Origin of the sequence: Pseudomonas sp. B15(2017) (assembly GCF_002113215.1) — a bacterium.
Lineage (GTDB): Bacteria > Pseudomonadota > Gammaproteobacteria > Pseudomonadales > Pseudomonadaceae > Aquipseudomonas.
Genome location: NZ_NEJZ01000027.1, coordinates 46,671 through 71,051 on the forward strand (window position 1 = coordinate 46,671; position 24,381 = coordinate 71,051).

General features: G+C 60.6%; 17 protein-coding genes. 5 read left to right on the forward strand and 12 right to left on the reverse strand.

Features of this window, described 5'->3' with window-relative positions:
* Window positions 1-111: 111 nt before the first annotated feature.
* Genes CAF73_RS28530 through glnE form a run of 8 tightly spaced genes read right to left on the reverse strand, consistent with a single transcriptional unit; the run spans window position 112 to window position 10,062 of the window.
* Entirely contained in the window at window positions 112-1,563 is a 1,452-nt protein-coding gene (locus CAF73_RS28530) for a lipopolysaccharide kinase InaA family protein (RefSeq protein WP_085705268.1), read from the reverse strand.
* Entirely contained in the window at window positions 1,563-2,315 is a 753-nt protein-coding gene (locus CAF73_RS28535) for a lipopolysaccharide kinase InaA family protein (protein ID WP_085701062.1), read from the reverse strand. The genes CAF73_RS28530 and CAF73_RS28535 overlap by 1 nt, the downstream gene beginning before the upstream one ends.
* Window positions 2,312-3,046 (reverse strand): lipopolysaccharide kinase InaA family protein, encoded by a 735-nt coding sequence (locus tag CAF73_RS28540; protein WP_085701063.1) that lies wholly within the window; start codon window positions 3,044-3,046, stop codon window positions 2,312-2,314. Before CAF73_RS28540 ends, CAF73_RS28535 begins: the two co-directional genes overlap by 4 nt.
* Entirely contained in the window at window positions 3,046-3,852 is an 807-nt protein-coding gene (gene rfaP, locus CAF73_RS28545; RefSeq protein WP_085705270.1) for a lipopolysaccharide core heptose(I) kinase RfaP, read from the reverse strand. Before rfaP ends, CAF73_RS28540 begins: the two co-directional genes overlap by 1 nt.
* Window positions 3,853-4,974 (reverse strand): glycosyltransferase family 4 protein, encoded by a 1,122-nt coding sequence (locus tag CAF73_RS28550; RefSeq protein ID WP_074689606.1) that lies wholly within the window; start codon window positions 4,972-4,974, stop codon window positions 3,853-3,855. It lies immediately after the preceding gene.
* Window positions 4,974-6,035 (reverse strand): lipopolysaccharide heptosyltransferase I, encoded by a 1,062-nt coding sequence (gene waaC / locus CAF73_RS28555; protein ID WP_085701066.1) that lies wholly within the window; start codon window positions 6,033-6,035, stop codon window positions 4,974-4,976. Before waaC ends, CAF73_RS28550 begins: the two co-directional genes overlap by 1 nt.
* Window position 6,036: 1 nt before the next feature.
* Window positions 6,037-7,071, reverse strand: a complete 1,035-nt coding sequence (gene waaF / locus CAF73_RS28560) for a lipopolysaccharide heptosyltransferase II (RefSeq protein WP_011332131.1) — start codon at window positions 7,069-7,071, stop codon at window positions 6,037-6,039.
* Window positions 7,072-7,122: 51 nt separating this feature from the next.
* Entirely contained in the window at window positions 7,123-10,062 is a 2,940-nt protein-coding gene (gene glnE / locus CAF73_RS28565; protein WP_085705272.1) for a bifunctional [glutamate--ammonia ligase]-adenylyl-L-tyrosine phosphorylase/[glutamate--ammonia-ligase] adenylyltransferase, read from the reverse strand.
* Between the two features lie 384 nt (window positions 10,063-10,446).
* Between glnE and aceE the strand changes: the two genes are divergently transcribed.
* From aceE to msrA, 5 genes are all read left to right on the forward strand, one after another.
* Window positions 10,447-13,092 (forward strand): pyruvate dehydrogenase (acetyl-transferring), homodimeric type, encoded by a 2,646-nt coding sequence (gene aceE, locus CAF73_RS28570; RefSeq protein WP_085701068.1) that lies wholly within the window; start codon window positions 10,447-10,449, stop codon window positions 13,090-13,092.
* Window positions 13,093-13,103: 11 nt separating this feature from the next.
* A complete protein-coding gene (gene aceF / locus CAF73_RS28575) occupies window positions 13,104-15,080 on the forward strand; it encodes a dihydrolipoyllysine-residue acetyltransferase (RefSeq protein ID WP_085705274.1) in 1,977 nt (658 codons plus the stop codon).
* A gap of 280 nt (window positions 15,081-15,360) precedes the next feature.
* The gene (locus CAF73_RS28580) at window positions 15,361-16,758 is read left to right on the forward strand and encodes an alkaline phosphatase D family protein (RefSeq protein ID WP_085705276.1); all 1,398 of its coding nucleotides are present in this window, start codon (window positions 15,361-15,363) and stop codon (window positions 16,756-16,758) included.
* A gap of 239 nt (window positions 16,759-16,997) precedes the next feature.
* A complete protein-coding gene (locus tag CAF73_RS28585; RefSeq protein ID WP_085701071.1) occupies window positions 16,998-19,694 on the forward strand; it encodes a bifunctional diguanylate cyclase/phosphodiesterase in 2,697 nt (898 codons plus the stop codon).
* Between the two features lie 193 nt (window positions 19,695-19,887).
* The gene (gene msrA, locus CAF73_RS28590) at window positions 19,888-20,553 is read left to right on the forward strand and encodes a peptide-methionine (S)-S-oxide reductase MsrA (protein WP_085701072.1); all 666 of its coding nucleotides are present in this window, start codon (window positions 19,888-19,890) and stop codon (window positions 20,551-20,553) included.
* Window positions 20,554-20,699: 146 nt separating this feature from the next.
* On the opposite strand, the gene CAF73_RS28595 is transcribed toward msrA, so the two are convergent.
* The 4 genes from CAF73_RS28595 to CAF73_RS28610 all read right to left on the reverse strand — a co-directional run bounded on the left by CAF73_RS28595 (window position 20,700) and on the right by CAF73_RS28610 (window position 23,573).
* A complete protein-coding gene (locus tag CAF73_RS28595; protein ID WP_085701073.1) occupies window positions 20,700-21,539 on the reverse strand; it encodes a 23S rRNA (adenine(2030)-N(6))-methyltransferase RlmJ in 840 nt (279 codons plus the stop codon).
* Window positions 21,540-21,779: 240 nt separating this feature from the next.
* Complete coding sequence (locus CAF73_RS28600) at window positions 21,780-22,100, reverse strand: hypothetical protein (protein ID WP_085701074.1); 321 nt, start codon at window positions 22,098-22,100, stop codon at window positions 21,780-21,782.
* Between the two features lie 333 nt (window positions 22,101-22,433).
* Window positions 22,434-23,156 carry a DUF4123 domain-containing protein gene (locus CAF73_RS28605; protein ID WP_085705282.1) on the reverse strand — a complete coding sequence of 241 codons (723 nt, stop codon included), beginning with the start codon at window positions 23,154-23,156 and terminating at the stop codon, window positions 22,434-22,436.
* A gap of 27 nt (window positions 23,157-23,183) precedes the next feature.
* Window positions 23,184-23,573, reverse strand: a complete 390-nt coding sequence (locus CAF73_RS28610; protein ID WP_085705278.1) for a hypothetical protein — start codon at window positions 23,571-23,573, stop codon at window positions 23,184-23,186.
* Between the last annotated feature and the right edge of the window lie 808 nt (window positions 23,574-24,381).

Consider the following 24,381-nt stretch of genomic DNA (forward strand, 5'->3'; position numbering starts at 1 on the left):
AGGGGTAGTTCATGGGTTCTGGCAAGGCTGTAGGAGAAATCACAAGGATTTGTCACCACGAGCCTCGCCAGATTTTTATTACAGAAATGTCTTATGCTCAGGCGAAAACAATCACGCAGCGTCCAATGCATCCTTGGGCAAACGCTGATCAATCACCCGATACAACGCACTGCTCTCGGGCCAGTTGCGCATGAAGCGCGCGCGATCCCGGGCATAGGCCGGAGCAAAGCTGCCCGCCGAGCCGTGCTGGCACATCGAATCCAGATCGATCAGCGCCCAGCGATCTTCCTGCCAGAACAGGTTGTGTCCCTTGAAGTCGCCATGGCTGATGCGCTCGGCAATCAACCGCGCAAACAACTGATCCAGCGCCTGCAACTCGGCTTCCGGCGCCTCGCCGCTTTCGACGTACGGCGCAAAGCGCTCGATGATGTCCGGCCCGGCCAGGTATTCGGTGATCAGATACGCCTTGCTGCGCAACCAGAAAAACCGGGTTTCCAGCACCGCCAGCGGTTTGGGCGTGGCGATGCCGAGGAATGCCAGGCGATTGCCTTCGCGCCAGGAATGCCAGGCGCGGCTCGGACGCCAGAAGCGCTTGAGCCAATGGGCAAAATTCTTGATGTTGTAACGCTTGATCACCAGCGCACGCCCGGCAACCTCGACCTTGCCGACACTGGCCGCGCCACCGGTCTTGTACAGATGGCCCTGATCGAGCAGGGCATCGGCCTGCTCCAGCACCGGCAGCATCGCGGGCTCTTCCTCACGGCGAATCGACCGCAGACCAAATGCACCACGCTTGACGCTGAACAGCGTGCATTCACGACCGACCTTGATCAGGTAATCCCTCAAGCGCCAGGCGCGCACCTTGTCGATCTGCTTTTGCAGGGCTTCCAGCGGCAGCGCGTGTTCGCTGTTGCTCAGCAGGTAATACACCAGCAATTCTTCGGTGAACGGCTCGAGCGACTTGGGCAACTGAGCGAAGAACACCCCGAGATTTTCCAGCACTTTCTGCCGGGACAACGGCTGGCCGGCGGTTTCCACACAGATGCCGGCACCATCGATCAGATACAGTTGGCCGCCATGGCGCAGCAGATTGTCCAGGTGCAGGTCTTCCTGCCACAGGCCTTTGCCGTGCAATTGACCGATGGCGCCGAGCGCTTCGGCCAGCACCGCCGATTGCTCGTCGGCCAGCACCGGCAAGGATTCGACCTTGTTCCAGGCATCGCCCAGGCTTTCGGCGCCTTCGAGGAACTCGAACAGCAGCCAGCCGCCCTCACCGTCCTTCAGGCCATCGGCCAGCAGCAAAGGCGTGGTCATGCCCTGAGCGGCGAGCAGTTTCACACCCTCCAGTTCACGCTGAAAGTGCCGCGCAGCCTTGTTGCCGACCAGCAACTTGGCCAGCACCGGACGCCCGCGCCACACACCGGCACCCACATAACGCTGACCCGGCAACACCCGCAGCAGACTGAGCAATTGCAAATCGGCAGCGCCCGCCGCATCGGCCAGCGACACCGTCAGCGGCAGGCTCGGCGTGCGCCCGGCGTTTTTCAAGTCCGACAGCTGCATCAACGGGTCTCCTTGTGACTGCGCCGCGCGGTCAGTCGCATGATCCAGCTGTCGACCAGCGAGCTGTCTGTCGATTGATCGAGATACGCCGCCAGCAGCTCACGCAATTGCGCTTCGCTCCACTCTGGCGCACGACGCTGCAGCGGCTCCAGATCCTTGACCCGGTCACGCATACCGAACCACAGGGGCCGGGTCTTTTCCAGGTCGATCAACTGCGCCTGATAGCCATCGCCTTCGGCGCGCAAGAATATGTGCTTGGGATAGAAGCAGCCGTGCACCTGACGCATACCATGAAGATGACGCGCCAACAGGCCACAAGACTTGAGAATCGCCGATTGCTGCGCGGCATCGAGGTCCGACCAGCGCTTCAACAACGAGTCGAGATCGTCCCAGCCATCCAGCGCGCGGGTCAGCAGGATCGCACGGACCTCGCCATTGACCTTGCGCTCACCGAAGAACGCCGCCTGCAACGCCGGAATACCAAGTTTGTTGTAACGACTGATGTTGCGAAATTCCCGGGCGAACGTCGGCTCGCCGAACGGCGCGTGCAACGTGCGGGTCAGGTAATTGCACTGGCGCTTGAGGTAATAGGCATGCCCTTCCAGCTCCAGACGAAACACGCTGCTCCAGCCGCCACCGTCGGTGTTGGGCTCATCCACGGCCTCGAGCTGCTTGGACCACAGCGCATCGAACGTGCCGAGACCGTGGCGCTCCAGCAGCGCACGGTCTTCAGTGGCCAGAAAATCAGTCATTCGCGTCCCTCGAAAAATCTCACCACGTGGCGAATCCGTTGCTTGTCGGCGGCATTCAGCCGATCACGTCCACGATATTGCAGGTAGAAGCGCAGGCGCTGGGTGTTCGACAGGTGATACTTGGCCACCTTGTCGAGACAGGCCAGATCCTTGGTGATCCGGTACTTGAGCCAGAAACCGCGCCAGAAATCGCCGTTCGGGCAGTCGATCAGATACAACTGCGCCTGATCGTCGATCAGCAGATTGCGCCACTTCAGATCGTTATGGGTGAAGCGGTGGTCGTGCATGACGCGGGTATAACCGGCCAATTGCCGGCTGACGCCGTCGACCCAGGCACGATCCTTGAGTTTGGGATCGTTGCGTTCGGCCAGCGCCGACAGGTCTTCGGTGCGCGGCAGTTCACGGGTGATCATCGCCCCGCGATCGTAAGCCATGCCATTGCGCTCCAGGCCCCACGCCACCACTTCGGCGGTAGGAATGCCCCACTTGGCGAAGCGTTTGAGGTTCTGCCATTCCATCTTCACCCGGGGTTTGCCCAGATAACGCCGCAAGCCTTTGCCGGCGCCGACGTAACGCTTGACGTAATAGTTGACGTCATTGAACTGCACGCGAATGACCTCGGACAATGGATCGCGGGTCAGGCGCTCGCCTTGAAGGGCAAAGACCGCTTCGAGGCTACCGAAATGCTGCGCAAGCTCACTGTACTCAGGCTCCAGATTCCAACCCGCCATCAGAGCGCATCCCCGTAACGTTGCTTGCGCGCATAGAGCTTGTTGGCCTTGCCTTCGAGCCAGCTCAGCAACGGCGCTTCTTCGGCCAGGATCTGGCGCAGCGGTTGCTGGAAGTAACCTTTGAGGAAACGCAGCTTGTCACGTCGGGTCAGGCCGATGTCCAGCGCGGAAAAGTACAACGCCGCCAGATCCTTGTTGCGCCAGCGCCGGGTGATCGCCGGACGGGTCTGGGCACGGTGCAGGTCGATCACCGAGAGTCTGAAATCTTCGGGAGTCACCGGTTTGTCGGTGTGCAGCAGAAAGTGGCAGATGTAGCAGTCGCGGTGATTGACGCCGGCGCGATGCATCATGCCGGTCATGCGCGCAACCTCGGCGATCAGCGCCCGCTTGAGTTTCGGCTGCGGCGGTTGCTTGACCCAGTCGATGCTGAAGTCTTCAAGGCTGATGGTCGGCGCCAGCTCTTCGGTGACGATGAACGAGTGCTGATCCGCCGGGTTGCTGCCCTTTTCGCCATACGCGACGGCGGTCATGGTCGGCACGCCGACTTCCTGCAAACGCTGGATGGCTTTCCATTCCTGACCCGCGCCGAGCACCGGCAGTTTGGCGGTCAGCAGGTTCTTGAAGATCTCGCCCCAACCGATGCCCCGGTGGATCTTGACGAAAAAGCCATTGCCGTCGACTTCCGTGCGCAACGTCCGGCGGGCTTCCAGCTCGCGGTACACCTCGCCCTGCAAGCCCTCGACTTCCACGAACGCATCGCGGCCAGCCCACAGGCTCTTGAACGGTTCAGCCAGCATCAACTTCATTTAAGCGTGCTCCGCCAGAATCACATCGGCCGCGTGCTGCGGCATGCTGTACAGGTCGGCCGTCTCGGCGAAGGCCAGACCGTTGCGGCTCCAGGCCGCCCGTGCAGCGTCGTCGTTCAACATGTCAGTCAGGTATTGCGTCAGTTGCGCCTGATCGAACGGTTCGTCCAGCACTCGCCCGGCATCGGCCTCGGCGATGTAATGGGCATAACCGCAGACCGCGCTGACCAGCACCGGCAACCCGGCGACCAGCGCTTCAAGCAGCACCGTGCCGGTGTTTTCGTTGTACGCCGGGTGGATCAACAAGTCGGCGCCGAGCAGGAAACGCGGGATATCGCTACGCCCCTTGAGGAACGTCACGTTGTCGCCCAGACCCAGTGTTGCACTCTGCATCTGGAACAATTTGGGGTCATCCTGGCCGATTACAAACAGCCGGGTGCGTTTCTTCAGCTCGGCAGGCAGTGCGGCCAGCGCTTTCAGGCTGCGATCGACGCCCTTGGTCTTGAACCCGGAGCCGATCTGCACCAGCAGCAGTTCGTCGTCCTTGAGGTTGAATTCGGCGCGGAAACCGGCGCGAATCTGGTCGGCATCCGCCGGACGGCGACGGTCCTGGGCGATGCCTGGCGGCAGCAGGTGGAAGCGTTCCAGCGGCGTGTCGTAATGCTTGATGAACAGCGGCTGCTGCACTTCGGAAATCATCAGCACTTCGGTCTTCGCGTCTTTGGCGAACACCGCGCGCTCGTACTCGGCGAAGTGGCGGTAGCGGCCCCAGCGGCGATACAGCGAATGGCGCAGGTTCTGCGCCTTGTCTTCGAAGCAGCCGTCGGCGGCGTAGTAGACGTCCAGCCCCGGCATTTTGTTGAAGCCGATCAGGCGATCCACAGGACGCTTGGCCAGGTCCGCTTCCATCCACGCGCTGAGTTTTTCATTGCGCCGATGATTGAAGAACGCCTTGACCGGCGCCACCAGCACTTCGAAGCCGGGCGGCACGTCGCCTTCCCAGATCAGGGTGTAGACGCGGATCTGGTGTCCGCGCTTCTGGCATTCGAGAGCGATGCGCATGAAATCGCGCTGCAAACCGCCGAACGGGAAATATTTGTACAGGACAAAAGCCAATTGCATCAGCGCAGCTCCTCAGCCATCAACAACGTGCTCAGTCGGCTGGCCACACGCTCGGGATTCAGACGCGTGAAGCACAGGGGCCACTCGCGTTTCAGGTCAAACTGACGGGCATCCTGCGCGGTCGGTTGATACGTACATTTCTTTTGCAGGCACGGCGCGCAAGGGAAATCGCTGCCGAGGTGAATCTGCAGCTTGCCGTAGGCGCCGGTCAGGCCCGGGTTGGTCGGGCCGAACAGCGAAATCGTCGGCACATCCAGTGCCGCGGCCAGATGGCCGAGACCGGTGTCCACCGCAACGCAGGCCTGGGCACCGGCCAGCACCTTGCCGACCCCGGCCAGGTTCAGCTTCGGCAGCACTTCGGCATGTTTGAAGCCGGCGGCGATGCGCTCGGCCCGGGCCTTCTCCAGCGGGTTGCCCCACGGCAGCCTGATGCCGACGCCGAGGTAGCCGACCCGTTCGGTCAGCTCGCGCCAGTAGGCTTCCGGCCAGTGTTTGGTGTCCCAGGTGGTGCCGTGGAGGAACACCACGTAAGCATTCTTGCGCGGCAACTCGACCAGACGCTCGACGTTGAGGCCGTAATCGCCCAGGCCTTTGGGCAAGTCGTAACCCAAGGCGATAGCGAACAACTGACGCACGCGCTCGACGGCGTGCTGACCACGGGCCACCGCCAGTTTGCGGTCATAAAAACGCGCGGCGATCGGCTCGCGGGCCGAGCCCTTGTCGAGACCGGCCACCGGGGCTTTGACATAGCGGGTCAGCCAGGCGCTTTTCAGCAGGCCCTGAGCGTCGATCACCAAGTCATATTTGTTCGCCCGAACGGACTGCTTGAAGCGTTTCCACTCACCGCTCTTGATGGTTTGCCAGATGTTTTTGCGCCAGCGACGGATCGCCACCGGAATCACTTTGCCTACGGCCGGGTGCCAGGTCGGAATCTCGGCGAAACCTTCTTCCACCACCCAGTCGAACTTGATCCCGGGAATGGCCCGGGCGGCATCGGTCAGCGCCGGCAACGCGTGAATCACGTCGCCCAGCGATGAAGTCTTGATCAGCAATACTCGCAAGTTAATGAACCTCGACCACAGAGCCCTGCAAACGCTGCAAGGCATCGTTGACCGCGTCCGGCATCAGCTGGCGCAGGCAGTTGTAATGGCCGAAACGGCAGGTGCGGTCGAAGCAAGGGCTGCAATCGAGGCCCAGACGGACGATTTCCACGTGCTCGGCCAGCGGCGGGGTGAAACCCGGCGAGGTCGACCCGTAGACCGCCACCAACGGACGATTCAGCGCGGCGGCCACGTGCATCAGGCCGGAATCGTTGGAGACGACCGAGTCGGCGCAGGACATCAGGTCGATGGCCTCGGCCAGCGAAGTGCCGCCGCTGAGGTTCACGGACTCTTCGCGCAAGCCCGGAATCAACCGCGCGCGGATGTCTTCGCCCACGGCGTGATCGTTCTTCGAGCCGAACAGCCAGACCTGCCAGCCTTCGCGAATCCGCGCCTCGGCGACCTTGGCGTAATGCTCGGACGGCCAGCGTTTGGCTTCACCGAATTCGGCGCCGGGGCACAACACCAGCACCGGGCGGTCGAGGGTCAGACCGAACTTGGCCAATGCAGCCTCGCGGGTCACCGGATCGATTTGCAGACTCGGACGCGGATAGGGTTTCGGCAGTTCGGCATTCGGTTCAAAGGCCAGCGCCATGAAACGCTCGATCATCAGCGGATAACGTTCTTTATCCAGCGTGCGCACGTCATTGAGCAGGCCGTAGCGGAATTCGCCGCGCCAGCCGGTGCGTTTCGGGATGCCGGCGAAGAACGGCACCAGCGCCGACTTCAGCGAGTTCGGCAGCAGGATCGCCTGGTCGTACTGGCCTGCCAGGGATTTGCCAATCCGCCGACGGGTCGCCAGCTCCAGCGCGCCGTGGCCGAGCGGGAAGCTCAAGGCCTTGCGCACTTCGGGCATGCGTTCGAGGATCGGCCGGCTCCACTCGGGGGCCAGCACGTCGATTTCGCACTGCGGGTGGCGCTGCTTTAGACACTGAAACAGTGTCTGCGCCATCACCATGTCACCGACCCAACTGGGCCCAACGATCAGAATATTCATGTGGTTTCCATAAACGAACCGGGGAGGCCTTACGCCTCCCCGTCTCGAGAATCAGCTTAGCCCCAGCTCTCGCCAGATCCGCATCACCTGCCGCCGTTCGTCCGCGAACTGATCGCCCGGTATCACGCCGGCGTCCTTCTGCAAGGCCTGCCGGTGGGCGGCGGAACGATAGGCCTTGTAGGCCTCGCGCAACAGGCTGGCGTCTTCGGCAGGCATCAGCCCCTCGTGCTCCAGCTCTTCCAGAATGCGGATATTATCCGTCCAGCGCAGCAACGGCGGGTGGGTCTGCGACCACGCCAGGGCCGCGTATTGCACCATAAATTCAATATCGACGATACCTCCGGCGTCCTGCTTGAGGTCGAACGGCGCCGTGGCCTCGAAGGCATTCGCCCCGGTGCCGGCAGCGGTGCTCTTGCTGCCGAGGTTGTCGCGCATCTTGGCACGCATCTCGCTCACTTCCTGTTGCAGTTTCGTCAGATCCCGCGCCTTGCCCAGCACCTGGGCCCGGACGTTCTCGAAGGCCTGCCCGACATCCTTGCTGCCTACCAGCACCCGCGCCCGCACCAGGGCCTGATGCTCCCAGGTCCAGGCTTCATTTTCCTGATAGCGCGCAAACGCGCCGAGCGAACTGACCAGCAGCCCCGACGCCCCGGAAGGACGCAGGCGCATGTCCACTTCGTACAACTGACCGGAGTTGGTCTGCGCCGTCAGCAGGTGGATGATCCGCTGGCCGAGCCGGGTGAAGAACTGCGTGCCATCGATGGGCTTCGGCCCATCGGTTTCGGCCTGCTGGTCGCCATCGTGGATGAACACCAGATCCAGATCCGAACCATGCCCCAACTCGATCCCGCCGACTTTCCCATAACCGACAATGATGAAGCCGGGATCGCACAGCGTGCCATCGGTGCGCAGCGGCGTGCCGTACTTGGCCACGGTCTGGCGCCAGGCCAGGGCCAGCACTTGCTCCAGAATTGCCTCGGCCAGCCAGGTCAGGTAATCGCTGACTTTCATCAACGGCAGGCTGCCGGCGATTTCCGAGGCGGCGACGCGCAAGCGGTGCGCCAGTTTGAAATGACGCAGGGCTTCCATCTGTTGTTCGAGGTCGTCTTCCGGAATCCGGGTCAGGCGCTCGCGCAATTCGGCGGCCAGTTCCGGCGCCAGCGGCGGCTTGAACAGGCGACCTTCGTTGAGCAGTTCATCGAGCAACAGCGGGAAACGGGTGATTTGCTCGGCGATCCACGGGCTCGCGGCACATAGCGTCAGCAAGCGACGCAGCGCACCGGGGTTTTCCGTCAGCAAGACCAAATAAGCCGAGCGCCGGGCCACGGCCTCGACCAGCGGCAGAACGCGCTCCAGCACCAGATCGGGACTTTCGTGTTCCACCGCCTGAGCCAGCAGGCGCGGAATAAAGGCATCGAGACGCTCGCGCCCCAGACGTTGCATCGCCCGCAACTGCGGGCTGGCACGCAGGCTCGCCAATGCTTTCAAGGCCTTGGTTGCGTCGGCGAAACCGCCCTCTTCCAGCTGGCGACAGGCCGCCTCTTCGTCCTGAGCCTCTTCCCACAGCGGCAGCCATTCACCGCCGACCACCACTTCGCTCTCGGCACCTTCGTCCTCATCGGGATCGGCGATCACTTGCGCGAAGTGCCAGGCCACGCGGCCGCGCCAGAACATCAGTTTCTCGTGGAACGCCTCCCAGTCGGCGAACCCGAGCATGAACGCGATACGCGCCTGATCCTGAGCGCTGTCCGGCAGCATCTGGGTCTGACGGTCGGCAATCGCCTGGATCGCGTGTTCGGTGTAACGCAGGAATTCGTAACCTTCGCGCAGTTCGCTGATGACCGCCGGCGGCAGATAGCCCTGCCCTTCGAGCGTGCCCAACACCTTTAATAGAGGGCGCTGTTGCAGACTCAGGTCGCGTCCGCCGTGAATCAGTTGAAAGGCCTGGGCGATGAACTCGACCTCACGGATACCGCCGGAGCCAAGCTTGATGTTGTCAGCCATGCCCTTGCGCCGCACTTCCTGCTGGATCAACTGCTTCATGGTGCGCAGCGCTTCGATCGCCGAGAAGTCCAGATAGCGACGGTAAACGAACGGCCGCAGCATCTCCTGCAACTGCTCACCCGCCACCTGATCGCCAGCCACCACCCGCGACTTGATCATCGCGTAGCGTTCCCAGTCGCGGCCTTGATCCTGGTAATACTGCTCCAGTGCATTGAAGCTCAGCACCAGCGCGCCGGACGAGCCGTAAGGGCGCAGGCGCATGTCGACGCGGAACACGAAACCGTCGACGGTGATCGGGTCGAGAGCCTTGATCAGGCGCTGGCCGAGACGGATGAAAAACTCCTGATTATCCAGCGGGCGCTTGACGCCGACGGTTTCGCCGCCTTCGGGGTAGGCGAAGATCAGGTCGATGTCCGAAGACAGGTTCAGCTCGACCGCGCCAAGCTTGCCCATGCCGAGGATGACCATCTGCTGCGGTTCGCCGCTGCGCCGGCCGGTCGGCGTGCCGAACTGGTCGCAATGGCGGCGGTACAACCATTGATAGGCTTGATCGATGCTGGCGTCGGCCATGTCCGAGAGGTCGCGGCAGGTCTGCACCAGATCGGCCTGGCGATTGAGGTCGCGCCAGATGATCCGCACCTGATGCCGGGTGCGCTGACGGCGCAGGACGCGGCCCAGTTCATCTTCGGTCTGTGCGCTGCTGACCGCAGCCGCAATCTGCCCGCACAACTCACCGGGGGCGAACGGCCGGTCCAGCTCGCCGGACAGCACCAGCGACAACAACATCAAAGGGTCACGAACGCACTGTTCAATGACAAAATCGCTGGCGGCGCTGACGCGGGCGAACTGCGCCCAGCGTTCCGGCGTCCAGGTGGAGAAGCCAAGATCATCTTCAAGTCCGGCGACGGCCGCACGGAACGACTGCTCCGATCGGCTGACCAACGGCAGGAGAATGGCGGGCAGTTCGGCAAGCGCGGGCAGGGTCATGGTCTATCCTTGATCGGCGTGTAAATGGCCGCTTGTAGTGATGATTGAAAAACCGCTACGCGAAGGACTGTCGAACAAAAGTGAGAAATAGCTGAAATTTCTTTTTCTTTGGCAGCCAACATCAAACTTTCACCTTTTTCGGATGGCTAAAGACCAACCTTAACGATTATTCTCACAACGCAGTCGGAGGCCACAAGCCTTTCATCTGTAGTTTTACTACTCGTCTATACATTCGAAAGGCTGAAATGCCGGATGATTTGTAGTAAAACTACACGCCGCCGGAACAACCTGTCGGCAATCCAAGAATTTTAAATCGTCTGCCCACAAGGCCAGTCGCAAACTCAGGCAACCGATTCTGGAAGCCTTTCCGCCCTGGAGCAAGCCATGCAAGACCTCGATCCCGTCGAAACCCAGGAATGGCTGGACGCCCTGGAATCGGTTCTCGACAAAGAAGGCGAAGACCGTGCTCACTATCTGATGACCCGTATGGGTGAACTGGCGACCCGCAGCGGTTCGCAGCTCCCTTACGCCATCACCACGCCTTACCGCAACACGATCCCCGTTACCCACGAAGCACGCATGCCTGGCGACCTGTTCATGGAACGCCGCATTCGCTCGCTGGTACGCTGGAACGCGATGGCCATGGTAATGCGTACGAACCTGAAAGATTCTGACCTGGGTGGTCACATCTCCAGCTTCGCTTCCAGTGCGACCCTGTACGACATCGGCTTCAACTACTTCTTCCAGGCCCCGACCGATGAACACGGCGGCGACCTGATCTACTTCCAGGGCCATACCTCGCCAGGCGTTTACGCCCGTGCGTTCATGGAAGGCCGCATCACCGAAGACCAGATGAACAACTTCCGCCAGGAAGTCGACGGTCAGGGCCTGTCGTCCTACCCGCACCCTTGGCTGATGCCTGACTTCTGGCAGTTCCCGACCGTTTCGATGGGTCTGGGCCCGATCCAGGCGATCTACCAGGCTCGCTTCATGAAGTACCTGGAACACCGCGGTTTCATCCAGCCGGGCAAACAGAAAGTCTGGTGCTTCCTGGGCGACGGCGAGTGCGACGAGCCGGAATCCCTGGGCGCCATCTCCCTGGCCGGCCGCGAGAAGCTGGACAACCTGATCTTCGTCATCAACTGCAACCTGCAGCGCCTCGACGGCCCGGTTCGCGGCAACGGCAAGATCATCCAGGAACTCGAAGGCGTGTTCCGCGGTGCCCAGTGGAACGTCAACAAAGTCATCTGGGGCCGTTTCTGGGACCCACTGCTGGCCAAGGACGTCGACGGCATCCTGCAACGTCGCATGGACGAAGTCATCGACGGCGAGTACCAGAACTACAAGGCCAAAGACGGCGCGTTCGTTCGCGAGCACTTCTTCAACACGCCTGAACTCAAGGCGATGGTTGCCGACCTGTCCGACGACGAGATCTGGAAACTCAACCGTGGCGGCCACGACCCGTACAAGGTCTACGCGGCGTACCACCAGGCGGTCAACCACAAGGACCAGCCTACCGTCATTCTGGCCAAGACCATCAAGGGTTATGGCACCGGTGCCGGCGAAGCGAAAAACACCGCGCACAACACCAAGAAAGTCGACGTCGAAAGCCTGAAACACTTCCGTGACCGTTTCGACATCCCGGTCAAGGATGCCGACCTGGAACACCTGCCGTTCTTCAAGCCGGAAGAAGGCAGCGCCGAAGCCCGTTATCTGGCCGAGCGTCGTGCCGCACTGGGCGGTTTCGTTCCGCAGCGTCGTGCGCAGAGCTTCAGTGTGCCGACTCCGGACCTGGACACCCTCAAGGCAATCCTCGACGGTTCCGGCGACCGCGAAATTTCCACCACCATGGCCTTCGTGCGGATCCTCGCCCAGCTGGTCAAGGACAAGGAAATCGGCCCGCGCATCGTTCCGATCATCCCGGACGAAGCCCGTACCTTCGGCATGGAAGGCATGTTCCGTCAGCTGGGCATCTACTCGTCCGTCGGCCAGCTCTACGAGCCAGTCGATAAAGACCAGGTGATGTTCTACAAGGAAGACCAGAAAGGTCAGATCCTTGAAGAAGGCATCAACGAAGCGGGCGCCATGAGCTCCTTCATCGCTGCCGGTACTTCGTACTCCAGCCACAACCAGCCAATGCTGCCGTTCTACATCTTCTACTCGATGTTCGGCTTCCAGCGTATCGGCGACCTGGCCTGGGCTGCCGGCGACAGCCGCACCCGTGGCTTCCTGATCGGCGGCACCGCCGGCCGCACCACCCTGAACGGTGAAGGCCTGCAGCACGAAGACGGTCACAGCCACCTGCTGGCTGCCACCATCCCGAACTGCCGCACCTACGATCCGACCTACGGCTACGAGCTGGCGGTGATCATTCAGGACGGCATGAAGAAGATGACCGAAGAGCAACAGGACATCTTCTATTACATCACCGTGATGAACGAGTCGTACCAGCAGCCAGCCATGCCGGCCGGTGCCGAAGAAGGCATCAAGAAAGGCATGTACCTGCTTGAAGAAGACACCCGCGACGCGGCGCACCACGTACAGCTGATGGGCTCCGGCACCATCCTGCGTGAAGTCCGTGAAGCGGCGAAGATCCTGCGTGAAGAGTTCAACATCGGTGCCGACGTGTGGAGCGTTACCAGCTTCAACGAACTGCGTCGCGACGGCCTGGCCGTAGAGCGCAGCAACCGTCTGAAACCAGGCCAGAAGCCTAAGCGCAGCTACGTCGAAGAGTGCCTGAGCGGCCGTAAAGGTCCGGTCATCGCCTCTACCGACTACATGAAACTGTTCGCCGAGCAGATCCGTCAGTGGGTACCGTCCAAGGAATTCAAAGTCCTGGGCACCGACGGTTTCGGCCGCAGCGACAGCCGCAAGAAACTGCGTCATTTCTTCGAAGTCGACCGTCATTTCGTGGTGTTGGCAGCCCTGGAAGCACTGGCTGACCGTGGTGATATCGAACCTAAAGTCGTGGCCGAGGCCATTACCAAGTTCGGTATCGACCCGGAAAAACGCAACCCACTGGACTGCTGAGGAGAAACTCTGTGAGCGAACTCATTCGCGTACCTGACATCGGCAGCGGTGAAGGTGAAGTAATCGAACTGTTTGTGAAGGTCGGCGACCGTATCGAAGCCGACCAGAGCATCCTGACTCTGGAATCGGACAAGGCCAGCATGGAAGTGCCGGCCCCGAAGGCCGGTGTCATCAAGAGCCTGAAAGTGAAGTTGGGTGATCGCCTGAAAGAAGGCGACGAACTGCTGGAACTGGAAGTCGAGGGCGCCGCGCAAGCGGCCCCTGCTCCGGCTGCCGCTCCCGCTGCCAAGGCTGAAGCTGCACCGGCTGCCGCGCCTGCTGCTGCCGCGCCAGCCGCTGCCCCTGCTGCCGCTTCGGTTCAACAAGTGCACGTGCCGGACATCGGTTCGTCGGGCAAGGCCCAGATCATCGAGATCCAGGTCAAGGTCGGCGACAAGGTCGAGGCTGATCAGTCGCTGATCACCCTGGAATCCGACAAGGCCAGCATGGAAATCCCGTCGCCTGCCGCTGGCGTGGTCAAGGCCATCAGCGTCAAGTTGAACGACGAAGTCGGCACTGGCGACCTGATTCTGGATCTGGAAGTGGCGGGGGCTGCGGCCCCTGCTGCCGCCGCTCCGGCCCAGGCTGCTGCTCCAGCCGTTGCCGCAGCGCCGGCGCCTGCCGCCGCGCCAGCCGCACCGGTTGCCGACAGCGTTCAGGACATCCACGTTCCGGACATCGGTTCGGCCGGCAAGGCCAAGATCATCGAAGTATTGGTCAAGGCTGGCGACAGCGTTGAAGCCGATCAGTCGCTGATCACCCTGGAATCCGACAAGGCGAGCATGGAAATCCCGTCGCCTGCCGCTGGCGTGGTGGAAAGCGTTTCCATCAAGCTGGACGACGAAGTCGGCACCGGCGATCTGATCCTCAAGCTGAAAGTCAAAGGCGCCGCTCCGGCTGCTGCCCCGGCTCCAGCTGCCGCCGCTGCTCCGAGCGCTCCGGCGCCAGCCGCTGCTGCTCCGGCTGCCGCTGCACCTGCTGCCGCCGCTCCGGCCGCTGCTCCGGCCGCTGCTCCAGCCAAGCCGGGTGCGAAAGTTCACGCCGGCCCTGCCGTGCGTCAACTGGCTCGCGAATTCGGCGTCGAGCTGAGCGCTGTCGGCGCCAGCGGTCCGCACGGTCGCATCCTGAAAGAAGACGTTCAGACATACGTCAAAGCCATGATGCAGAAGGCCAAGGAAGCACCGGCCGCTGCCGCTGGCGCAACCGGTGGCGCGGGCATCCCGCCGATTCCGGCCGTCGACTTCAGCCGCTTCGGCGAAATCGAAGAAGTGCCGATGACCCGCCTGATGCAGGTCGGCGCTGCCAACCTGCACCGCAGCTGGCTGAACGTGCCGCACGTGACGCAATTCGACTCGGCGGATATCACCGAGCTGGAAGCGTTCCGCACCGCACAGAAAGCTGTCGCAGAGAAGGCCGGCGTCAAGCTGACCATCCTGCCGCTGCTGCTCAAGTCCTGCGCCCACCTGCTCAAGGAACTGCCGGACTTCAACAGCTCGCTGGCCCCAAGCGGCAAGGCGATCATCCGCAAGAAATACGTGAACATCGGCTTCGCCGTCGACACCCCGGACGGCCTGCTGGTACCGGTCATCAAGAACGTCGACCAGAAGAGCCTGCTGCAACTGGCCGCCGAGGCCGCTTCCCTGGCTGAGAAAGCCCGGACCAAGAAGCTCTCCTCGGACGAGATGCAAGGCGCCTGCTTCACCATTTCCAGCCTCGGCCACATTGGCGGCACCGGCTTCACGCCGATCGTCAACGCGCCGGAAGTGGCGATCCTCGGTGTTTCCAAGGCAACCATCCAGCCAGTCTGGGACGGCAAAGCCTTCCAGCCGAAACTGATGCTGCCACTGTCGCTGTCCTACGATCACCGTGTGATCAACGGCGCCGCTGCTGCACGCTTCACCAAGCGTCTGAGCGACCTGCTGGCGGACATCCGCACCATCCTGCTGTAAAGCGCTCGGCCCTCCGGCAACGGAGGGCCGACCGTGTCCCACGTTTTCGAGCGCCACACGCTCGTACCTCAACCCCGTCAGTTTGGCGGGGCTTTTTTTTGCCTGAAATAACTCCCGCCCGAACTTTTTCCCACAACTCGTGCTGATATAAGCCACACCTCAAGTCCACTTCCTGTTGATATTTTTCAGCAACAGGCAACTAACCTTGGCGTATTAAAGTTGCACCAATAAAACGGGGCAACTTTGTTCATCACCAACTTCTATTCGAATGGATTCGAACATGCTGAAACCTACTGTCGGCCCGATCATTGGCCACACAACAACTCATCAGGCGCGAATCTTTATTCGCGGCGGACTGCAACATAACACGGCCGTATTTGCCGGCATTCGTTACCGGCCATTGGATTCCAAACAATGGCAAACGGGCCGGTTTGTAAAGCTTGATTCAACTCGCGACATGACTGAGGTGCTGGTACTCGATCATTTGCAAGCCGACACCGAATATGAATACCAGACCGGCTGGTTCAGCCCGATGAGCCCCGTCCACACCGTCCACAGCGTGGCGGAGCTGCCGCTGCAATGGCCACGAGAAACGTATCGCCTGCGCACCCGCAGCCATCAGCCGTTACAGCCGCGTGCCTACATCCTTGGTTCCTGTCGCTACCTGCGCATGACCTCCGGCATCCCTGTCCTCCCGCATCTGGGCGACCGGATCTTCGCGTCCATCAGCCAATTGATCGAGGGAGCACGACCGGCAGTCAGCGCAATCATGATGTGTGGCGATCAGATCTACGCCGATGATTTGAACCTGCTCGCTCCTGACCGCGACTATGACGAGATCATTGCAAAGTATCGTGCGGCGTTTTCCCTGCCCAATATTCGACGACTGATGTTGGAGAATTCGACTTACATGATTCTTGATGATCATGAAATAGAAGATAACTGGCCCATGAACGCCAACAAGTCCGATGAAACTCTCTATCGCAATGCAATGGCGGCTTACGATATTTATCAAGCCAGTCATAGCCCGATCTGTTCAACAACAACTAACGGCACTATCGATCGAACTTCTCTGACGCACTACTGGTATCAATTCAGTGACGGCGATATCGAATGGTTTGTAACGGACAGCCGAACTCGCCGCAACTTGTCGAACGACAACCGCCGCATCCTCGATGAAGAACAGGAACAGGCCTTGTGCAAGTGGCTGGTCGACAGCCCGGCGCGGGTCAAGTTCGTGGTCACCAGCGTCATGTTCTACCCCGACCGCAAAATGAACGGCAACGATGCCTGGGCGGGCTTCCCCGAACAGCGCCTGCGCCTGCTGGAGACCATCCGCAAGCATCGGCTCAAAAACGTTGTGTTCATTTCCGGCGATGTGCATGGTTCGCTGACCAGTCGCCTGAGCCACAGCGAAGACCCGGACTTTGAAGTACACACCGTCGTTTCCTCGCCGCTGAGCAACAGCAAACTGCTGCCCTACGCCACCGCCGCGACCTTCAGGCTCGACTCGCCACTGGCACAGACCGAGTCAGGCGAATACCGGCACGCGCTGACCAGTCAGGTCATCAGCCAGGACAACTTCGCGCACATGGTGGTCGAGGCCGGGCGGATCCAGGTCAACTACCACGACCGCGATGGCAGGCCTCTGCAATCGATCGATATTCCGTTGCGGTGAATCCAGCGGCAACGACCGTTCCGGATGCCAGAAGGCTCTGGAACGGGCATCACCACGCTTGAAAGCATTAGTTTCCGGCAAGCGCTGGAGAAATGTTCACTGCAGCCGACATATTCTTATAGCACTTGGCCTTCATGTCTCTTGTCAGTCAGTGCCGCAATGATGCAACCTTGCCGCAGGCAACAGTAAAGAGGGCGAGAGCCCGGCGCGTTCAGCAAATTTCCAAGCGAGTTCCCTTCATGAAGAGCCAACCCGATGCCGCCAGCCGTATGGTGGCCGAGGTAGTGACGCAGTTGCCTGTGCCCTCGCGGCTCGGCATGCTGCGTTTCGAGCGCTTGAATGAAGCCAGCTGGGCGATGCTGTTTCTCGATCCCAACTGCGAACGTCAGTTCGGCCAGCCCGCCGTCGAACTCTGCGCCCTGGTCGGCTCGCCCTACGCCAGCCTGATGGAGCCCGAAGCGCGCTATCAGCTGCATGACACGATCCAGCAGCAACTCGGCCAAAGTCCGCATTATCTGGTGCGCTACACCCTGCACACCGCCGCCGGCGCCTTGAGCATTCTTGAACTCGGTGAAGCCTACAAACAGCACAACCGTCACTTGCTGCGCGGTTACCTGCTGGCGGTCGACAACGTGTTCGACGAAGCACCAGCGCTGCCGTCCGTCGACCTGGAAACCCAGAACTCGCGCCTGCAAATCGCCCTTGAGCTCAACCAGCGTGCCCAGCAGGAGCAACTGCAGCATCTGGAGCGGGTGCGCGCCCAGCAGGATCTGATCCTGTTGCTGGCCCGCCAGCGCTACAGCAGCCAGAATTCCCTGCAAGAAGCCGCCGAACTGATCACGCGCTGCGCCTGCGACATCTATGAAATCGACTGCGCCAGCCTGTGGAACCTGGAAGGCCAGAAACTGGTGCCGATCTCGGCCTACCACCGCGCCACTCAGGAATACATTCTGCCGGAGGCCATCGACGTCAGCGGCTTTCCCGATTACATGGAAGCGCTGCACAGCAGTCGCGCCATCGACGCGAACAACGCGATGCGCGACCCGCGCACCCGGGAGATGGCCGAGGCCCTGCGCCCCCGTGACGTCAACGCCATGCTCGACGCCAGCATCCGCGTCGACGGCCAGGTGGTCGGCGTGCTGTGCCTGGAGCAGACCGGCGTCACCCGCGCCTGGCAGTCCGACGAAATCGCCTTTGCCGGTGAACTGGCCGACCAGTTCGCCCAGGTCATCAACAATCACAACCGCCGCACCGCCACCAGCGCCCTGCACTTGTTCCAGCGCGCGGTCGAGCAAAGCGCCAACGCCTTTTTGCTGGTCAATTGCGACGGCGTGGTCGAGTACGTCAACCCGAGCTTCACCGCGATCACCCAGTACACCACCGAGGAAGTCCACGGCCAGCGCCTGGCGGAGCTGCCGGCCCTGGAAAACCTCAGCGAACTGTTGTTCGACGCGCCCTCGGCGCTGGCCAAGAGCAACAGCTGGCAGGGCGAATTCAAGAGCCGCCGGAAAAACCTCGAACCCTACTGGGGCCAGTTATCGATCTCCAAGGTGTACGGCGACAACCGTGAGCTGACGCATTACATCGGCATCTACGAAGACATCACCCAGTCTAAACTGGCGCAACAGCGCATCGAACGTCTGGCGTATACCGATAACCTGACCAACCTCGGTAACCGGCCTGCATTTATCCGCAACCTGGATGAACGCTTCGCCCGGGACAGCGATACCCCGATCAGCCTGCTGCTGGTGGACATCGACAACTTCAAGCGGATCAACGATAGCCTCGGTCACCAGACCGGCGACAAACTGTTGATCAGCCTGGCCCGGCGCCTGCGCAACAGCCTGAGTTCCAGCGGCAGCCTGGCGCGGTTCGCCAGTAATGAATTCGCGGTGTTGCTCGACGACACGGACCTGGAGACCGGCCAACAGATCGCCAGCCAGCTGCTGATGACCCTCGACAAACCGATGTTCGTCGACAACCAGCTCATCAGCGTCACCGGCTCCGTTGGCCTGGCCTGCGCGCCGCTGCACGGCCGCGACCCGCAGACCCTGATGCGCAACGCCGGCCTCGCCCTGCACAAGGCCAAGGCCAACGGCAAACATCAGGTGCAGGTGTTCACCGAAGCGCTGAACGCCGAAGCCAGTTACAAACTGTTCGTCGAGAACAACCTGCGCCGCGCCCTGACCCAGAACGAGCTGGACGTGTTCTATCAACCCAAGCTGTGCCTGCGCAGCGGTCGGTTGCTGGGCATGGAAGCGCTGCTGCGCTGGAATCACCCGGAACGCGGCATGATCCGCCCGGACCAGTTCATCAGCGTCGCCGAGGAAACCGGCCTGATCATTCCGATCGGCAAATGGATCGCCCGCCAGGCCTGCCGCATGAGCAAAGCGCTGACCGCCGCCGGCATGGGCAAACTGCAAGTGGCGATCAACCTGTCGCCCAAGCAGTTCTCCGACCCGGATCTGGTGGCCTCGATCGCCAACATCCTCAAGGAAGAAGCCCTGCCGGCCAATCTGCTGGAGCTGGAACTGACCGAAGGCCTGCTGCTGGAGGCCACCGAAGACACTCACCTGCAGCTCGATCAGCTCAAGCGCCTGGGCCTGACCCTGGCGATGGATGACTTCGGCACCGGCTACTCGTCGCTCAGCTACCTGAAAAAATTCCCGATCGACATCATCAAGATCGATCGCAGCTTCATCCATGAAATCCCGGACAACCAGGACGACATGGAAATCACCTCCGCCGTGATCGCCATGGCCCACAACCTGAAGCTCAAGGTCGTGGCCGAAGGCATCGAGACCGCCGAACAACTGGCGTTCCTGCGTCGCCACCGCTGCGACGTCGGCCAGGGCTATCTGTTCGACCGGCCGATTCCGGGCGGCGAGCTGATCCAGGCGCTCAAGCGCTACCCGCGCGGCCCGCTCTGCCTCTAAATCCCATAATCCCCCCAACCCTGTGGGAGCGAGCTTGCTCGCGAAAGCGGTGGGTCAGTCACTGCAAATGTTGAATGGATCGCCGCCTTCGCGAGCAAGCTCGCTCCCACATTTGAATAGTGCGAAAACGGGCATCATTGGGCACACTGGTGGTCTGCTTATTTACATCCCATCCTGACTGAGAGGAACGATCATGGTTCTGCGCTCGGAAATTCTGGTGAACAAAAACGTGCTACCGACTAAAGAACAAGCTCTGCCTGGCCGCGAAACCCCGATGGCCCTGCCTGAAAAACACTTTGTGTTCGAAGACACGCCGCTGCTCGGCCCGTTTTTCGAAGACGTCGACTTCGCGATTTTCGGTCTGGGTTGCTTCTGGGGTGCCGAGCGTCGCTTCTGGCAGCGCGAAGGTGTGGTCAGCACCGTGGTCGGCTACGCCGGCGGCTACACGCCGAACCCGACCTACGAAGAAGTCTGCTCGGGCCTGACCGGTCACGCTGAAGTCGTTCTGGTGGTGTTTGACAAGGCCAAGGTCAGCTACGAAGAGCTGCTGGCGATGTTCTGGGAATTGCACAACCCGACGCAGGGCATGCGCCAGGGCAATGACATCGGCACTCAGTACCGCTCGGTGATCTATGCCACCACGCCGGAGCAACTGGAAACAGCGCTGAAGAGCAAGGCCGTGTATCAGGCCGAGCTGTCGAAGGCGGGTCTGGGTGAAATCAGCACCGAGATTGAACAGGCCCCGACCGTTTACTTCGCCGAGGCCTATCACCAGCAGTATCTGGCGAAAAATCCGGAAGGCTATTGCGGGATTGGCGGCACCGGCGTTTGCATGCCACCGAGCCTGGCGGGTAACTAAGCCCGCCCTGATCGCTCCCGCGCTACGCCTGATCGTTCCCACGCTCCGCGTGGGAATGCCTCAATGGACGCTCTGCGTCCGCTGTTGGGACGCGGAGCGTCCCGGGCTGCATTCCCACGCAGAGCGTGGGAACAATCGGTCAGCGATCAGCTCTCGGCGATCAACCAATCCATCTGCCACCCACCCTGGGTCTGGCCCAGCTTCTTGGACAGCCACGGCAGCAGCTCACGCAATTCTTCCTCCAGCCCCCACGGCGGATTGGCAATCGCCAGCCCGGAGCCGTTCAGGCTGTTCGGCGTGTCCAGCGGATGCACCAGCAACTCGACCCGCAGCAACTTCGGCGCACCGGTGCCGGCCAGATCCTGATAGAAACGACGCAATGCGCGCTGGTCCTTCACCGGATACCAGATGGCCGCCACGGTCTGGCGCATGCGCGAGATCGCTTCTTTCAAAGAGGCCGCGCAACGCTGCATCTCGTCGAGTTTCTCGAACGGCGGATCGATCAGCATCACCGCGCGTTTCTCGGCCACCGGCAACAACGCCCGCGCCACATGCCAGCCCTCACCCAGATGCACGGCCACACGACGGTCGCCCTTCATGTTGTCCTTGAGCAGCACGCCGTCTTCCGGGTGCTTCTCGTTGAGCAACACCCGATCCTGAGAACGGGTCAGACGTCGCGCCAGCTCCGGCGAACCCGGGTAGTAGCGCAACTGGCCATCCGGGTTCATCTCGCGCAGCACATTCATGTAGTCGGCGGTCAGCGCCGGCAGATCCGGCTGATCCCACAACCGCGCGATGCCTTCCAGGTACTCGCCGGTACGGTTGGCCTGATCGCCCTGCAAGTCATACAGACCGATGCCGGCGTGGCTGTCGAGATAGGCAAACGGCTGCTCCTTGCGCGACATCAAGGCGATGAGACGGGTCAAGGTCAGGTGTTTGAACACATCGGCGTGATTGCCGGCATGGAAGGCGTGACGATAATTCATGGCTGCTCCTGCGAGGGCCGTGAAGTTTACCTTTTACCAGGCGGCAAGTCAGGGGCTCACAGCTGAGTGGCGTCCCGCTGTGCTGATGATCGTTCCCACGCTCTGCGTGGTAATGCAGCCCGTGACGCTCCGCGTCGCATGGGGTATCAGCCCCAACTGCGGTGGACGCCTGGAACGCGGTGCGTCCCTGGAAGCATTCCCACGCGGACCGTTCGACGCCTCGACGTGGGAACGATCGAGTCAGGACGGCATGGCGCGTAGTCGCTTGCCAATCACATCCAAGACATCGCAGCCGTCACGCAGCGGAATCACACAGAGTTGGGCGAAGTCGCTGAGGATGACCGAGTCGCATTCGACCGAGCCGCGCATGCACATGTTTTCGAGGACCTGGATGACCGCGCGGATCCGGTAGTTGGCGGCGTCCATCAGGACATCGAGCGGGGCGTGGGTGTCGATGAACAGGGTGGGCATGTCGTTGCAGTTGCTGGTCAGCGCCATGAGGCGGTTGTTGGGGTGAGGGATGAAGGGCTCGTACGGTGGATCGGGTTTTAACGTCGACATTTATTGCACCTCGGCAGGTTAAGTGAAGCTGCCAACGACCTTCCTACAGGTTTGGGTGGCAGCTGTACGCGAGAGTAGGAAACTGAGGAACCCACCAAACTCAGCTACGCCGAAGCGTTCCCGCGCACAGCCGCCGCGAACAATGTCATGGGCACGTTCAAGTGCCGCAATCAAAGAGCAGAGCGAATGCACGGCGAGTTTTCCAAGGGTTCCTACACCCTGTCACCACTCTCGCAGTGACAGCCAAAAGACTATCCCCGCACCACCGCGCCCACCAGTTCACGCAAACCGCCGCAACTCGCAGGAAACGTCCGAAGCCTTTGCCCGGAAATTTCACTCTGACTCGTCCCGCAAGTAGTCCAGCAATGCCGAAGCCGACGATTCGTCCGACGCCGTAACCGCAAAAAACCTGACAACCTTGCAGCGCAAGACATCGGCGGGAAACGCCTCGAACAACGCCGGCTGCTCCTCGCTCAACCACTGCAAGGCGTTGTTGATCCGGGTGTCACCGCCGAACTGCGCCAGCAGCTTTTCCGGCACCGACCACCAAGGAAACTCCCGACCCGAGACCCGCGCCCTGCCCCCGATCTCGACAGCCTGGCCGTTGATCAAGCCTCGCGTGAGAACCGGCAGCAATTGCCCGGCATCCACTTCGGACGACTCAAGGATCGGCAACAAAAACCGCCCATCCCAGAACCGGAAAAACACCGCTTTCCCGTCCGGCATCAGCACTTGGGTCAAACTGCGAAAGTGCTCGACCACCGCCTCAAGCCCCGCCGAAGAGACCGCCAGCCAGCCCCAGTCCCGAGACTCCGTGGTCGCCACCCAATCCAGAAACTCACTGCCCGCGTCGACGATTCCCACGTAGGGCATCACCGCGTCCCACTCGGCATAGTTCGTTTCCGCCCAAACAGGGCTGGGTGCCGACGCAAACTTCGAGCGTTGCCAAACTTTGAACGGCTCGGCACTGCTCGCATTGCAGAAGATGGCGAAGAGTTGTTCAGCACTGTCAAGGGGGTGGGCTTGAAGCCAATTTCTAACGGAATCGTCTCTCATAAACCTATAACTGCCTGCCATTCAACTTCATTCAAGCCACCCCATAAAGTTCGCAACCAATAAAAAAACAACCATCGCTACGAAGCTTCCAATTGCTGATAAATACACAAAGCGAATCAAACGCAACAAACCCTTCGGAAAATTCAGTAAGTCACTCTCATCCAACGCCCCCCCCTTGATTGCCCGAGATGGCATGAGCAGGTACGAGCCGATGCACGCCAACATGAAATAAGCACCTGTAACCCCACCACTCAAAGGCTTACGAACTAACACGCCTTGCGAATTACTGAGAAAACGAAAAATCGCCTCCATTCTGAATAGAACGAGATAGAACTGACCGACAACAGATATGAAAGCAAGACCAAAGAACACTCCGCCAAAAGTCAAAACGAACAAAACCTCTTCTTCATTGGTCATGTGCGAGTATCAACGATACAAAACGTACATAACTGCAAGCAGCGCAGAAAGGGACCACATAAAGCAGTTGGAGAACTTAACTATTAATTTCAGGTGCCTTGGAAATTGCTCGTAGTCCTCGGCATCCAAAAGCCCTTTATTTATGGCGCGATGAGGGAAAGTTAGCATCATACTCACATAACCCAGCAATGAAAGCCTACCAAGGATGCCCCGATCAGACCTCAGTGATCTGTGCATCACTGCGGGAGAATTGCTTAAATGTCCCAACACCTCTTTCATACGAAAGTATGCGAGGTAGAGCATCAAAGAAAAGTTAACCAAAAATAATCCAACCAGCGTCAACACGACCCAAACGTATGGATCTACCAATCCGAATTTCACTCCGTAACCTCATATATAAGTTCGCCCGCCCACTCACCAACTGCGGCACCAACCTCTCCACCTACCAATGATCCAACACCGGGTAATACAATTCCGCAAGCAAGGCCACCGAACCCCGCAGTTCCAATACCGATGACAACGCATGTACCGGCTCCCGCCCAAGCCCCCATAGCACCTCCAGCAACATTCCCCCCTAATTTCCCTGATTCAGTAATTTTTACCTTTCTGCAAGCCTCTGCCGCCCCCGCCTGGCAAGTATCTTTTACCTTGACTCCTGAAGCAGCCGCGCCCAGACCAATTCCAATCCAGCCGCCCAATTTCATCACCTTGTCTCGTCCTGAATAAGGTTTACACCTTCTGACCCATTCTCAGGAGGGAGTAATGAATACAGGAAAAAGGCGCAGTCAGCGTGATTACACGCGGACCT

Bases quoted from the DNA above. Each gene is read 5' to 3' on its own strand.
- CAF73_RS28530 (WP_085705268.1), bottom strand. From the start codon at position 1,563: ATGCAGCTGTCGGACTTGAAAAACGCCGGGCGCACGCCGAGCCTGCCG.
- CAF73_RS28535 (WP_085701062.1), bottom strand. From the start codon at position 2,315: ATGACTGATTTTCTGGCCACTGAAGACCGTGCGCTGCTGGAGCGCCAC.
- CAF73_RS28540 (WP_085701063.1), bottom strand. From the start codon at position 3,046: ATGGCGGGTTGGAATCTGGAGCCTGAGTACAGTGAGCTTGCGCAGCAT.
- rfaP (WP_085705270.1), bottom strand. From the start codon at position 3,852: ATGAAGTTGATGCTGGCTGAACCGTTCAAGAGCCTGTGGGCTGGCCGC.
- CAF73_RS28550 (WP_074689606.1), bottom strand. From the start codon at position 4,974: ATGCAATTGGCTTTTGTCCTGTACAAATATTTCCCGTTCGGCGGTTTG.
- waaF (WP_011332131.1), bottom strand. From the start codon at position 7,071: ATGAATATTCTGATCGTTGGGCCCAGTTGGGTCGGTGACATGGTGATG.
- glnE (WP_085705272.1), bottom strand. From the start codon at position 10,062: ATGACCCTGCCCGCGCTTGCCGAACTGCCCGCCATTCTCCTGCCGTTG.
- aceE (WP_085701068.1), top strand. From the start codon at position 10,447: ATGCAAGACCTCGATCCCGTCGAAACCCAGGAATGGCTGGACGCCCTG.
- CAF73_RS28580 (WP_085705276.1), top strand. From the start codon at position 15,361: ATGCTGAAACCTACTGTCGGCCCGATCATTGGCCACACAACAACTCAT.
- CAF73_RS28585 (WP_085701071.1), top strand. From the start codon at position 16,998: ATGAAGAGCCAACCCGATGCCGCCAGCCGTATGGTGGCCGAGGTAGTG.
- msrA (WP_085701072.1), top strand. From the start codon at position 19,888: ATGGTTCTGCGCTCGGAAATTCTGGTGAACAAAAACGTGCTACCGACT.
- CAF73_RS28595 (WP_085701073.1), bottom strand. From the start codon at position 21,539: ATGAATTATCGTCACGCCTTCCATGCCGGCAATCACGCCGATGTGTTC.
- CAF73_RS28600 (WP_085701074.1), bottom strand. From the start codon at position 22,100: ATGTCGACGTTAAAACCCGATCCACCGTACGAGCCCTTCATCCCTCAC.
- CAF73_RS28605 (WP_085705282.1), bottom strand. From the start codon at position 23,156: ATGAGAGACGATTCCGTTAGAAATTGGCTTCAAGCCCACCCCCTTGAC.
- CAF73_RS28610 (WP_085705278.1), bottom strand. From the start codon at position 23,573: ATGACCAATGAAGAAGAGGTTTTGTTCGTTTTGACTTTTGGCGGAGTG.